12 protein-coding genes are annotated in these 13,409 nt (G+C 60.1%); 9 read left to right on the forward strand and 3 right to left on the reverse strand.

Going from position 1 to position 13,409, the window contains the following annotated elements:
• The first annotated feature begins 55 nt into the window (after positions 1–55).
• Complete coding sequence (locus N8H71_RS04625; protein WP_262193110.1) at positions 56–967, forward strand: LysR substrate-binding domain-containing protein; 912 nt, start codon at positions 56–58, stop codon at positions 965–967.
• 98 nt (positions 968–1,065) lie between these two features.
• Here N8H71_RS04625 and N8H71_RS04630 read toward each other — a convergent pair whose 3' ends face one another.
• Positions 1,066–1,680: a hypothetical protein gene (locus tag N8H71_RS04630; RefSeq protein WP_262193112.1), complete on the reverse strand. Its 615-nt coding sequence runs from the start codon at positions 1,678–1,680 to the stop codon at positions 1,066–1,068.
• 514 nt (positions 1,681–2,194) lie between these two features.
• Between N8H71_RS04630 and purE the strand changes: the two genes are divergently transcribed.
• The 4 genes from purE (at position 2,195) to N8H71_RS04650 (ending at position 4,778) form a co-directional block, all read left to right on the forward strand.
• Positions 2,195–2,686, forward strand: coding sequence for a 5-(carboxyamino)imidazole ribonucleotide mutase (gene purE / locus N8H71_RS04635; RefSeq protein WP_007954291.1), 492 nt, complete (start codon positions 2,195–2,197; stop codon positions 2,684–2,686).
• A 10-nt stretch (positions 2,687–2,696) separates the two neighbouring features.
• Positions 2,697–3,779, forward strand: coding sequence for a 5-(carboxyamino)imidazole ribonucleotide synthase (locus N8H71_RS04640; protein ID WP_262193114.1), 1,083 nt, complete (start codon positions 2,697–2,699; stop codon positions 3,777–3,779).
• A gap of 113 nt (positions 3,780–3,892) precedes the next feature.
• The gene (locus tag N8H71_RS04645) at positions 3,893–4,138 is read left to right on the forward strand and encodes a GlsB/YeaQ/YmgE family stress response membrane protein (protein WP_003229635.1); all 246 of its coding nucleotides are present in this window, start codon (positions 3,893–3,895) and stop codon (positions 4,136–4,138) included.
• A 103-nt stretch (positions 4,139–4,241) separates the two neighbouring features.
• The gene (locus N8H71_RS04650) at positions 4,242–4,778 is read left to right on the forward strand and encodes a DUF3299 domain-containing protein (RefSeq protein ID WP_102357864.1); all 537 of its coding nucleotides are present in this window, start codon (positions 4,242–4,244) and stop codon (positions 4,776–4,778) included.
• Positions 4,779–4,904: 126 nt separating this feature from the next.
• Here the strand turns inward: N8H71_RS04650 and N8H71_RS04655 are convergent, their stop codons facing one another.
• Entirely contained in the window at positions 4,905–5,804 is a 900-nt protein-coding gene (locus tag N8H71_RS04655) for a D-hexose-6-phosphate mutarotase (RefSeq protein ID WP_262193116.1), read from the reverse strand.
• Positions 5,805–5,861: 57 nt separating this feature from the next.
• A complete protein-coding gene (locus N8H71_RS04660; RefSeq protein WP_003229628.1) occupies positions 5,862–6,266 on the reverse strand; it encodes an acyl-CoA thioesterase in 405 nt (134 codons plus the stop codon).
• 378 nt (positions 6,267–6,644) lie between these two features.
• On the opposite strand from N8H71_RS04660, the gene N8H71_RS04665 reads away from it, so the two are divergent.
• From N8H71_RS04665 to pstA, 4 genes are all read left to right on the forward strand, one after another.
• On the forward strand, positions 6,645–7,943 hold the full coding sequence (locus tag N8H71_RS04665) for an MFS transporter (RefSeq protein WP_262193117.1): 1,299 nt from the start codon (positions 6,645–6,647) through the stop codon (positions 7,941–7,943).
• 231 nt (positions 7,944–8,174) lie between these two features.
• Positions 8,175–9,176 (forward strand): phosphate ABC transporter substrate-binding protein PstS, encoded by a 1,002-nt coding sequence (locus N8H71_RS04670; RefSeq protein WP_007954316.1) that lies wholly within the window; start codon positions 8,175–8,177, stop codon positions 9,174–9,176.
• Positions 9,177–9,653: 477 nt separating this feature from the next.
• Positions 9,654–11,687 (forward strand): ABC transporter permease subunit, encoded by a 2,034-nt coding sequence (locus N8H71_RS04675; RefSeq protein ID WP_262193239.1) that lies wholly within the window; start codon positions 9,654–9,656, stop codon positions 11,685–11,687.
• A 16-nt stretch (positions 11,688–11,703) separates the two neighbouring features.
• Positions 11,704–13,374 (forward strand): phosphate ABC transporter permease PstA, encoded by a 1,671-nt coding sequence (pstA, locus tag N8H71_RS04680; protein WP_074689923.1) that lies wholly within the window; start codon positions 11,704–11,706, stop codon positions 13,372–13,374.
• Positions 13,375–13,409: the final 35 nt, after the last annotated feature.

Below are 13,409 nucleotides of genomic sequence, written 5' to 3' on the forward strand. Positions count from 1 at the left end.
CGCCGCGGGCGCGGCAGACGTGTGACCTGTTTTGGTGCGTGTCCGGGAGGACGTGATGAATCTGGAAAGCAAATGGCTCGAGGACTTCAGTGCTCTGGCTGCCACCCGCAGCTTCTCTCAGGCGGCCGAACGGCGCTTCGTGACTCAGCCGGCGTTCAGCCGGCGGATTCGTAGCCTGGAGGCTGCGCTCGGGCTGACACTGGTCAACCGCTCGCGTACACCGATCGAGCTGACGGCGGCGGGGCAACTGTTTCTGGTGACCGCGCGCACCGTGGTCGAACAGCTCGGCGAAGTGCTGCGCCATCTTCATCATCTGGAAGGCGGACAGGGCGAAGTGATTCAGGTCGCGGCGGCGCACTCGCTGGCCCTCGGTTTCTTCCCGCGCTGGATCGCGCAACTGCGCAATGAAGGCCTGAACATCGCCACGCGGCTGGTGGCGACCAACGTCGGCGACGCGGTGCACGCGCTGCGTGAAGGTGGCTGCGATCTGATGCTGGCGTTCTACGACCCGGACGCGGCGATGCAGATGGACCCGGAGATCTTCCCGTCGCTGCACCTGGGCCAGACCGAAATGCTTCCGGTATGTGCGGCAGATGCCAATGGCAAGCCGCTGTTCGATCTGGAAGGCGAGGGCAGTGTGCCGTTGCTGGCATACAGCGCCGGGGCGTTTCTAGGGCGGTCTGTGAATGGCTTGCTGCGTCAGCGTCAGCTGCGCTTCACCACGATCTATGAAACCGCCATGGCCGACAGCCTGAAAAGCATGGCTCTGGAAGGCCTCGGCATTGCCTGGGTGCCGCAACTGAGCGTGCGGGCCGAGCTGGCCCGGGGTGAGCTGGTGGTCTGCGGTGGTGCCCAATGGCATGTGCCGCTGGAGATTCGCCTGTACCGCTGCGCACTGGTGCGCAAGGCCAACGTGCGCTTGCTGTGGCGCAAGCTTGAGGGTGGCGCGGCGAGTGGCAATAACTGAATGAAATCAGAGGCGAATCCTGTGTTTCGCCTCTGCCAAGTCGGATGAGCTTGATTAAAATACGGGAGCTCGTGGGATGCGGCAGGTTTGCATCAGTCTCAACTGTCGTCCCAGTCGGCTACGGGGCGCGGCACGACTCGCTGTGCAATCGGTTTGTCCAGGTAATTGCGAATGTTTTCTCTATTTTTATCACTGAAGCGCTTGGCATTGCTTCGAAGTGGTGAGAAGTCATCATCCGTCATGATTGTTTCGCTCCACCAGCCGTTGTACAGGATTTCGCTGTCTTCATGAGTTGCGCCGAACATGTGGCCTGCTTCGTGAGCAGGAACCATGTTGCTTCTTATCGAGGCTAAACTTGCGTAACCCTTTTTTTGTGCAATTCCCATTGTGCTCTGATTTATATTGTCGCGGGTCAGCAGTAGATACTTGTTGAATCTGGTGTGTGAGTCTTTCAGGAGCTGGGAGCCGAAATGGTTTCTTAGTTTTTCTGCCCAAGCAGCCAAAGAGCCGGAAGCAGACATTTTTTTATAATCAAAGCTACTCAAGGTTTCTGCTTCTGACGGGCTGAACATATTGACTGATAGCTTGCGGCCGGAGAGTTCCTGGATTTCGTCGGTAAACCAGGAAAAATAAGTGCTGTACAAGCCTCTTCTGCTGTCGTCCGATAAGTCCTCATGGATGAAGACATTCAGTGTTAAAGGCTGTTTGGCCATGTTCGGATCCTTTGGATGAGTTTAATTGACTTGATAGTGATGGGCAGGCGTGATGGTGCCGACTGTCCTGCCATTGCGGTTTTGGAAGTGTTTTTAATATGGATTTTTTGCTGTGTAATATAAGTTGTTTGTTTTTGATTTGTTGGTGGGTGCTCTGTTTTTATTTCATGTTTGGTTGTATATCATCTAAGTATTGTTTTGGCTCTTGGGAATGTTTTTATTTTTATTACATGAAGTCATGCGAAAATTTGAGCACGCTCTCCATTCGACCTGTTGATCATGTTTCCCGCGTGAAAAAAACGAAGCAATATTCTTGAACCTCGAGTCAGCAAAATGTGTGGCAAGGTTCAGATGACAGATGGTCGCAACGGGGGCTGTTTATTGCTTTCTTTGCGGTATACTGCGCGGCCTTCGGCCGGTTCGTCCGGCCATTTTTCCTACAACAAGCCACGCATCCTGCGTGGCTTGTTGTTTTTGACGCGCCTGCGGGCGCCCAGAGAGAAGAGGCGCGACGATGAGTGCACTGGTTGGCGTGATCATGGGCTCCAAGTCCGATTGGTCCACCCTTAGCCACACCGCCGATATGCTGGAAAAGCTCGGCATCCCTTACGAGGTCAAGGTGGTTTCCGCCCACCGCACCCCGGATCTGCTGTTCCAGTACGCCGAAGAGGCTGAAGGCCGCGGCATCGAGGTGATCATCGCCGGTGCCGGTGGCGCAGCCCACCTGCCAGGCATGTGTGCGGCCAAGACCCACTTGCCGGTGCTGGGCGTACCGGTGCAGTCGGCCATGCTTTCTGGCGTCGACTCGCTGCTGTCGATCGTGCAGATGCCGGCCGGCATTCCGGTTGCCACCCTGGCCATCGGCAAGGCGGGTGCGATCAACGCAGCCCTGCTGTCAGCGAGCATCCTGGGCGCCAAGCATCCACAATTCCACGCGGTACTGAAAACCTTCCGTGCCGAGCAGACAGACAGCGTCCTGGACAATCCAGACCCACGTATTGCCTGAGGTTGTTGAGATGAAGATCGGTGTAATCGGTGGCGGCCAGTTGGGTCGCATGTTGGCCCTGGCGGGCACTCCGCTGGGCATGAACTTCGCTTTCCTCGACCCTGCGCCGGACGCTTGCGCCGCTGCGCTGGGCGAACACCTGCGGGCCGATTACGGCGATCAGGATCATCTGCGCCAATTGGCCGATGAAGTCGATCTGGTGACCTTCGAGTTCGAAAGCGTCCCGGCTGAAACCGTGGCGTTCCTTTCGCAATTCGTGCCGGTCTACCCGAGCGCCGAAGCCCTGCGTATCGCTCGTGACCGCTGGTTCGAGAAGAGCATGTTCAAGGACCTGGGGATTCCGACCCCGGCATTCGCCGACATCCAGTCGCAAGCCGACCTGGACGCCGCCGTCGCGTCGATCGGTCTGCCGGCCGTGCTGAAAACCCGCACCCTGGGTTACGACGGCAAGGGTCAGAAAGTCCTGCGCAAGCCGGAAGACGTGGTCGGTACTTTCGCCGAACTGGGCAGCGTTGCCTGCCTGCTGGAAGGCTTCGTACCGTTCACCGGCGAAGTGTCGCTGATCGCCGTGCGCGCTCGTGATGGCGAGACGAAGTTCTATCCATTGGTGCACAACACTCACGACAGCGGCATCCTCAAGCTGTCGGTCGCCAGCACCGATCACCCGTTGCAGGCCCTGGCCGAAGACTATTCCAGCCGCGTGCTCAAGCAACTGGACTACGTCGGCGTGATGGCGTTCGAATTCTTTGAAGTCGACGGCGGCCTCAAGGCCAACGAAATCGCCCCGCGTGTGCACAACTCCGGGCACTGGACCACCGAAGGCGCCGAGTGCAGCCAGTTCGAAAACCACCTGCGGGCCGTTGCCGGTCTGCCGCTGGGTTCGACCGCCAAGGTCGGCGAGAGCGCGATGCTCAACTTCATCGGTGTGGTTCCGCCGGTCGAGAAGGTCATTGCCATCGACGATTGCCACCTGCATCACTACGGCAAGGCCTTCAAGGCCGGGCGCAAGGTCGGTCACGCCAACCTGCGCTGCAAGGACAAGGCGACTCTCGAGGAGCAGATCCTCAAGGTCGAAGCGCTGATCGCCGAGTAACGACAGTTTCATCTGGCAGCGGCGGAACCATTGCGGGACCGCCGTTCTCTGATGGCAGGATGCGAAAGTCTGACTAGGCTTCAACGCATATCTACCATTCAGAGGGAAATGCCATGGGAATTATCGGAACCATCTTTATCGGCCTGATCGTCGGCCTGCTGGCGCGGTTCCTGAAACCGGGCGATGACAGCATGGGCTGGATCATGACCATCCTGCTCGGTATCGGCGGTTCGCTGGCAGCCACCTACGGCGGCCAGGCCCTGGGCATCTATCAGGCAGGTCAGGGCGCCGGCTTCATCGGCGCGCTGGTCGGCGCGATCGTGTTGCTGGTGATCTACGGCCTGATCAAAAAGAACTGATCCAAAGCGACAAAGCCCTCTCTGCCAATCCGGCGGGGAGGGCTAGAATGCTCGGCGATTCAGCGTTCCCTCCTTATTCGAGCATCCTTTACCGAGCACCTTCATGCGCCGTCTTCTGTTGACTCTCCTTTTGCTGGGCAGCGGTCTGGCCCACGCCGGCGATCTGCCGGAAACCGACTGGCTGGAGCTGATGCCCAAGTCGGATCAGAAAGCCCTCGAGGCCATGCCTGAAATCGACCACAACTCCCCGGAAGCCACCGGCACCTTCACCGAGAAGGGTGGGATGAAGCAGGCCAAGGGTTTGCCGGCGGTGATGTATTCGACCAAGACCGTGGCGTCGATGAACGACAAGCACATCCGCATCGGTGGTTATCCGGTGCCGCTGGAATCCGACGCCAAGGGCCGTAGCACGCTGTTCTTCCTCGTGCCGTACCCGGGCGCGTGCATCCACGTGCCGCCACCGCCGCCGAATCAACTGGTGCTGGTGCGTTATCCGAAAGGCTTGAAGCTGGATGACATCTACACGCCGCTGTGGGTGACCGGCACGCTGAAGATCGAGAAAGTCAGCAATGACCTCGCCGATGCGGCGTATGCGCTGGAGGCGGACAAAGTGCGGGTGGTGCAAGAGTCCGATCTTTAATAGTCACCCCAAAACAACTGTGGGAGCGAGCCTGCTCGCGAAAGCGGTGTATCAGATACTTAAATGGTGGCTGACATAACGCATTCGCGAGCAGGCTCGCTCCCACATTTTGTTTTGCGGTATTGGTTAAAGCGGCTTGCTGCCGACGCTGACGCCCATGGTGTGGCTGGCATTCGGCGCCAGGTTCACCACGTCGTTCATCACGTTCGCCGTCTCGATGCACAGCATCCGCTGCCAACCATCGTTGTCCATGTCGCTGAACGCAGCGGCGCGGTCGATCCAAGGGTTCCAGATCACCGCCGTGCGTGAACCGGTAGCGGTCAGCACGATGCGCCGTTCCCAGGCCGGATCGACGATGCTCAGTTGCGGCGGGGTATCGAGGTAGATGCGGTCGGTTTCCCCGGAAAAACGCAGGTCACCTTGCTGGGTGTGAGTCTTCCAGTCATCCAGCGTCTCGATGTAATCCAGGCCATCCACGCCTTCGACCCGCACGTTGCGCACATCGCTGACCGCGAAATAGCTGTGCAGCGCCTGGCTGATGCTGACGGTGTCGGCACCACGGTTGTGGCTGGTCAGGCTGATGTGTAACTGATCGTCGAGGCGCAGAGTCAAGGTCAGGTCGACCTGATGGGGCCATTCCGGAAAACCGCCCTCGGGGTAGGGCAGCTTGAATTCCACTTTCAGGCTTTCGCCTTCGGTTTCGATGCCGCCCAGTTCCCAATCCATCGCCCGGACAAACCCGTGGGCGGCGGCCGGTTCTTCGCTGACGCGCATCGCCTGCACGCTCTGCGGGTTGCGGGCGAAGACGCCAAACCACGGCCAGCACACCGGCACGCCGGCGCGGATGCTCTTGCCGGTCTTGAACGCGGCCTTGTCGTTCAGCCAGATCAGCGGCGGCTGGCCGTCCACCTGATAACTGAGGATGTGCGCGCCTTGCTGGGCCACCAGCACTTCGGCCTGACCGTGGCGGATGCGCCAGCAGTTCAGTTCATCCAGTTTCACGGCTTCAACGTTGGGCGTGTTCATGGGACAACTCTCGATCAGCAACTTGGACGACTATCGACCGTGAAACGGCCGCGAGGTTTAACGTGCGCGTGGCGGAACCGAACGGGTGCGGCCACTGCCATCGATGGCAACGAATACGAACACCGCTTCGGTCACTTTACGCCACTCGCTGGACAGCGGATCGTCGCTCCACACCTCGACCATCATCTGGATCGAGCTGCGGCCGATTTCCAGGGTCTGGGTATAAAAGGACAATTGCGCGCCGACAGCCACCGGCACCAGAAACGCCATACGATCGATGGCGACGGTCGCGACACGGCCACCGGCAACACGGCTGGCCATCGCAGTGCCGGCCAGGTCCATCTGCGCCACCAGCCAGCCGCCGAAAATATCGCCGAAGCCGTTGGTTTCGCGGGGAAGCGCGGTGATTTGCAGGGCCAGGTCGCCTTGCGGGATCGGATCTTCTTGTTCGAGCTCTATCATGCCGGGGGTGCCTCTGACCCGTGACTCTTCGTTGGGTATTGCTGGTGGTAGCCGTCTTCGGGAAAAACGATTCAGCACCGAACATACTACGTTCGTCACGTTTTCCATCAGGCGCCTAAGGAGAAACTCTGCGAAACCGGCTAATCCCGAGCAAGGGTCGGGCCAACGACGTTTTCGCACAGCAACCCCTTACAAACCGGAGCAAGGTTGCGAGTATATCGGTCGGTAGACTCCGCGACGACCGTCCGGTTCTCATTTCGACCGGCAAATACGCGCCTCTATGTGCTTTTTCGAACAATTTGCTATGGTGCCGGACCTGCCCGAGCCGCAGCCAGCGTTGTTGTGGCGGCAGATCCGACTATAAGAGAAGACCTTGCCATGACCACAGCGCCCTCGAGCCTCGCGCAGCCCGACCAACCCGCACGACCGTTGACCCGCAATGACTACAAGACTCTGTCGCTATCGGCCCTGGGGGGCGCGCTGGAGTTCTACGATTTCATCATCTTCGTGTTCTTTGCCACCGTGGTCGGCAAATTGTTCTTCCCGGCCGACATGCCCGAGTGGCTGCGCCTGATGCAGACCTTCGGCATCTTCGCCGCCGGCTACCTCGCACGGCCGCTGGGCGGGATCGTGATGGCGCACTTCGGCGACCTGCTGGGGCGCAAGAAAATGTTCACCCTGAGCATTTTCATGATGGCCGTACCGACCCTGATCATGGGCTTGCTGCCGACCTACGCGCAGATCGGCCTGTGGGCGCCGATCCTGCTGCTGTTGATGCGCGTCATCCAGGGCGCGGCAATTGGCGGTGAAGTACCGGGGGCGTGGGTCTTCGTTTCCGAACACGTACCCGGCAAGCACATCGGCTACGCCTGCGGCACCCTGACCAGCGGCCTGACGGCGGGCATTCTGCTCGGCTCGCTGGTCGCCACGGCGATCAACAGCATCTACACGCCAACGGAAGTTTCGGATTACGCCTGGCGGATCCCGTTCCTGCTGGGTGGCGTGTTCGGCCTGTTCTCGGTCTACCTGCGTCGCTGGCTGCACGAAACTCCGGTGTTCGCTGAACTGCAACAGCGTAAGGCGCTGGCCGAAGAAGTGCCGTTGCGCGCTGTGCTGCGTGACCATCGCGGGGCGATCGCAGTGTCGATGCTGCTGACCTGGTTGCTGTCTGCCGGTATTGTCGTGGTGATCCTGATGACCCCGACCGTGCTGCAAACGGTCTATCACTTCTCGCCGACCACCGCGCTGCAATCCAACAGCCTGGCGATCGTGTTCCTGAGCTTCGGCTGCATCATTTCCGGTGCGCTGGCGGATCGCTTCGGTGCCGGTCGAGTGTTCGTGTTCGGCTGCCTGGGCTTGCTGGCCAGTTCCTGGACTTTCTATCACAGCCTCGGCGATCACCCGAACTGGCTGTTCCCGCTGTATGCGCTGACCGGTTTCCTGGTCGGCACCATCGGCGCGGTGCCTTATGTGATGGTGAAAGCATTCCCGCCGGTGGTGCGCTTCAGTGGTCTGTCCTTCTCTTATAACGTCGCTTACGCGATCTTCGGCGGCCTGACCCCGATGGTGGTCAGCCTGCTGCTGAAAGAAAGCGCGATGGGGCCTGCCTATTACGTGGCGGTGCTGTGCGGGATGGGGATCCTGGTCGGCGCGTGGCTGTGGAGCAAGGGGCGCTGATCCGTAATTCTTTTCGCTAATACCGGCCGCATCGCGAGCAGGCTCGCTCCCACACTGGAATGCATTTCAACTGTGGGAGCGAGCCTGCTCGCGATTTGGGCCGCCCGAATCATTCAGTAAAACCTCAATGCTGGCCTTTCATCCAATTGTCATATTTCAGCCATAGAGTGTTCACACGGCCTGCTGATACTTGGCCCCGACTTAACACACCCTATCTGCTAGGAGTAAGGCATGAAACTGAAGCGTTTGATGGCGGCAATGACTTTTGTCGCTGCTGGCGTTGCGACTGCCAACGCGGTTGCCGCTGTTGACCCTGCTATCCCGAGCTACACCAAGACCACTGGTGTGTCGGGCAACCTGTCCAGCGTCGGCTCCGATACCCTGGCCAACCTCATGACCCTCTGGGCTGAGAACTACAAAAAAGAATACCCGAACGTAAACATCCAGATTCAGGCCGCTGGCTCCGCCACTGCGCCACCTGCGCTGACTGAAGGCACCTCCAACCTGGGCCCGATGAGCCGCAAGATGAAGGACACCGAACTGGCAGCCTTCGAACAGAAATACGGCTACAAGCCAACCGCTATCCCGGTTGCCGTGGACGCCCTGGCTGTTTTCGTTCACAAGGACAACCCGATCCAGCACCTGACCATGGAACAGGTTGACGCGATCTTCTCGTCCACCCGTCTGTGCGGCGCCAAGACCGACGTGAAAACCTGGGGTGACCTGGGCGTGACCGGCGACCTGGCCAACAAGCCGGTTCAACTGTTCGGCCGCAACTCGGTATCCGGCACCTACGGCTACTTCAAGGAAGAAGCCCTGTGCAAAGGCGACTACAAGCCTAACGTCAACGAACAACCAGGTTCGGCTTCGGTCGTGCAGTCGATCAGCTCCTCGCTGAACGGCATCGGTTACTCGGGCATCGGCTACAAGACCGCCAGCGTGAAAACCGTTGCTCTGTCGAAGAAGGGCAGCACTGACTTCATCGAAGACACCGAAGAAAACGCCCTGAACGGCAAGTACCCGCTGTCGCGTTTCCTGTACGTTTACGTCAACAAAGCCCCGAACAAGCCTCTGGCCCCGCTGGAAGCCGAGTTCGTGAAACTGGTTCTGTCGAAACAGGGCCAGGAAGTGGTAGTGAAAGACGGCTACATCCCGCTGCCAGCCAAGGTTGCTGCAAAAGCACTGGCTGACCTGGGTCTGCAGGAAGGCGGCGCTGAAGTCGCAAAAAAGTAACAAACTGAGTCAGGGGGTGAATCCCGCCTGACTCCTGTGGGAGCGAGCCTGCTCGCGAAGAGGCCTTCAGAATCAACACTTTCGTTGACTGAACCAGCACTTTCGCGAGCAAGTTCGCCCCCACACTCCCCGAATTCTTCTATCCACTGCCAGTGCCCTGCTGGCGGCGGATTTGGTGCGTCACTGCATTGTCATCTTTCTGTCATACAGGATCGCTAGGGTGTGCGCATGAATGATCTGGCCAATTCCAAAATGACTACGAACCCTCCCAAGCGCATTGACTTCAATACGCCTGAGTTGCAACGCAAGCGCCGCATTCGCGCGCTCAAGGATCGCTTCACCCGCTGGTACGTCCTCGTCGGCGGTCTGGCGGTGCTGGCAGCCATCACCCTGATCTTCTTCTTTCTCGCCTACGTGGTCGCGCCGCTGTTCAAAGGTGCTGACCTGAGCGCGAAAGATGCAATCACCCCGGCCTGGATGCAGGACGCCGGCAAGCCACTGATGATTTCGCTCGAAGAGCAGAATCAGGTGGCCATGCGCGTTTCCGACAAGGGCCAGGCGCTGTTCTTCGACATCGACAGTGGCGCTGAATTGAAGCGCGTCGATCTGCCCTTGCCGGCAGGCGCCAGTGTGACCTCCATCGGCGAAGACCAGCCGGGCCATCCGCTGGTGGCCGTGGGCCTGTCCAACGGTCAGGCGCTGGTGTTCCGTCACACTTATAAAGTCAGCTACCCGGATGGCAAGAAAACCATCACCCCGGCCATCGAGTATCCGTATGGCGATGCACCGATTGCGCTGAATGAAAGCGGCGGTGCGCTGGAGCACGTCAGCCTCAACGCTACCGATTCGACCCTGATGCTGGTCGGTTCCACCGGTTCGCAACTCAATGTGCTGTCGCTGACCAGCGAAGAAAACATTATGACCGGCGAAGTCACCAACGAGCAGAAGCGTATCGATCTGCCGCAGATGACCGAGCCGGTGAAAAACATCTTCGTCGACCCGCGCCAGCAGTGGCTGTACGTGGTTAACGGTCGTGCCCAGGCCGACGTGTTCAGCCTGCGCGACAAGAGCCTCAACGGTCGATACAAGCTGCTTGAAAACGGCGAAGCCGAAGTCACCGCCGCCACGCAACTGGTGGGTGGCATTTCGCTGATCGTCGGTGATTCGAAAGGTGGCCTGGCCCAGTGGTTCATGGCCCGCGATACCGATGGCGAGCTGCGCCTGAAGCAGATCCGCACCTTCCAGATGGGCACTACGCCGATCGTTGAAATTTCCGCCGAAGAACGTCGCAAGGGCTTCCTGGCCCTGGATGCCAGCGGCAAGCTCGGCGTGTTCCACAGCACCGCGCACCGCACCTTGCTGGTCGATCAGGTCGTCGAAGGCCAGGGCCTGTTCGGTCTGTCGCCGCGGGCCAACCGCGTGATCGTCGAAGCCGGCGGCAAGCTGCAACCGCTGCTGCTCGACAACCCGCACCCGGAAGTCTCGTGGAGCGCGCTGTGGAGCAAGGTCTGGTACGAGAACTACGACGAGCCTAAATACGTCTGGCAATCGACTGCGGCCAACACCGATTTCGAACCGAAACTGAGCCTGTCGCCACTGACCTTCGGCACCCTGAAAGCCGCGTTCTACGCGATGCTGCTGGCTGCACCGCTGGCCGTCGCCGCTGCGATCTACACCGCGTACTTCATGGCCCCGGGCATGCGCCGCAAGGTCAAACCGGTGATCGAGCTGATGGAAGCGATGCCGACGGTGATCCTCGGCTTCTTCGCTGGCCTGTTCCTCGCACCGTATGTGGAGGGGCATCTGCCGGGCATCTTCAGCCTGCTGATGCTGCTGCCGATCGGCATTCTGATTGCCGGTTTTACCTTCAGCCGCCTGCCTGAGTCGATCCGCCTGAAAGTCCCGGACGGTTGGGAAAGTGCGCTGCTGATCCCGGTGATCCTGTTCGTGGGCTGGCTGTCGCTGTACATGAGCCCGTTCATGGAAAACTGGTTCTTCGGCGGTGACATGCGCATGTGGATCTCCCACGACCTGGGCATCACCTACGACCAGCGCAACGCTCTGGTGGTCGGTCTGGCCATGGGTTTTGCGGTGATCCCGAACATCTACTCGATCGCCGAAGACGCCGTGTTCAGCGTGCCGCGCGGCCTGACCCTGGGCTCGCTGGCCCTCGGTGCCACGCCGTGGCAGACCATGACTCGCGTGGTGATCCTGACCGCCAGCCCGGGCATCTTCTCGGCGCTGATGATCGGCATGGGCCGTGCGGTCGGCGAAACCATGATCGTGCTGATGGCCACCGGCAACACCCCGGTCATGGAAATGAACCTGTTCGAAGGCCTGCGCACCCTGGCCGCCAACGTCGCGGTGGAAATGCCGGAGTCGGAAGTCGGCGGCAGCCACTACCGCGTGCTGTTCCTCTCGGCGCTGGTGCTGCTGCTGTTCACCTTCGTCATGAACACCCTCGCGGAACTGATTCGTCAGCGTCTGCGCAAGAAATACTCGTCGCTTTAAGCAAAGGTAGAAGTCTGTGAAACAGAACTCCCTGAAAGGATGGTTCAAGAGCGGCGCCCCCGGCGTCTGGATCAGCGGCGGCGCGGTGTCCATCGCGGTCATCATGACCATTGGCCTGCTGGCGGTGATCGCCGTGCGCGGTCTGGGTCACTTCTGGCCGGCGGATCTGATCCACGCCAGCTATGACGTACCGGGCCAGGGCCAGCATCTGGTCGTGGGCGAAGTGGTGCAGAAAGAAGAAGTACCGCGCGCCCGTCTGAAGAGCGCCGGCCTGCCGGTGCCGGACGAAGGTCCGGAATTCATGACCCGCGAGCTGATCAAGGTCGGCAACCGTGACCTGAACGGCAACGACTTCACCTGGATCGTCGGCGAGTGGCTGACCAACCAGACCACGCCGGTGGAACTGATGGCGCTGGAGCGTCGTGAGTGGGGCAACTTCTACGGCTACCTGGTCAACGTCAAACAGGACGGCAAGGTGATCGCCGAAGGCGAAGCCGCCTGGCCAGAGCTGCAAGCGCGGATCAACCGTGTGAACGGCCTCGCCTCGCAGCTCAAGTCGCTGGAAAAAACCGACATCGGCGCGATCAACGCCGGCCTCGAGCGCATCCGTCTGCACGGTCGCAAGCTGGAGCTGGAAGGCAAGCTCGACGCCACCGCGCAAGCGGACATGGAATCCGAGCGCGCCGAGCTGAACGCCCGCTATCAGGACATCGAAGCCCGTCTGGCCGACCTGCACGCGCAGTTCAACCGTGACGCCTTGACCGCTCGTGATGCGAACGGCAAGGAAATCGAAATCGGCCTGGGCAAAGTGGTTCACGCCTACCAGCCGAACGCGATGGGTACGTTCACCAAGATCGGTTTCTACTTCAGCAAGGTCTGGGAGTTCCTGTCCGACGACCCGCGTGAAGCGAACACCGAAGGCGGGATTTTCCCGGCGATCTTCGGCACCGTGATGATGACTCTGATCATGGCGATGATCGTGACCCCGTTCGGCGTGCTGGCAGCGGTGTACCTGCGTGAATACGCCAAGCAGAACACCCTGACCCGGGTTATCCGGATCGCGGTGAACAACCTGGCGGGTGTTCCGGCGATTGTTTACGGCGTGTTCGGTCTGGGCTTCTTCGTCTACGTACTGGGTGGCTCGCTCGACCGTCTGTTCTTCCCTGAAGCGCTGCCGGCACCGACCTTCGGTACGCCGGGTCTGCTCTGGGCTTCGTTGACCCTGGCGCTGCTGGCGGTGCCGGTGGTGATCGTGGCCACCGAGGAAGGTCTGGCGCGTATCCCGCGCACCGTGCGTGAAGGCTCGCTGGCTCTGGGCGCTACCAAGGCTGAAACCCTGTGGAAGATCGTTCTGCCGATGGCCAGTCCGGCCATGATGACCGGCATGATCCTCGCCGTGGCTCGCGCCGCCGGTGAAGTGGCGCCGCTGATGCTGGTGGGTGTAGTGAAACTGGCGCCATCGCTGCCGGTGGACGGCAACTACCCGTACCTGCACCTGGATCAGAAGATCATGCACCTGGGCTTCCACATCTACGATGTCGGCTTCCAGAGCCCGAACGTCGAGGCTGCGCGGCCGCTGGTGTACGCCACGGCGCTGTTGCTGGTGCTGGTGATCGCCACCCTGAACCTGTCGGCGGTGTACATCCGTAACCACCTGCGCGAGAAGTACAAGGCGCTGGACAGCTGATTTGCAGCACTGATTTCTATGTGGGAGCGAGCTTG

This window comes from Pseudomonas koreensis (assembly GCF_025447595.1).
GTDB lineage: Bacteria > Pseudomonadota > Gammaproteobacteria > Pseudomonadales > Pseudomonadaceae > Aquipseudomonas > Aquipseudomonas koreensis_H.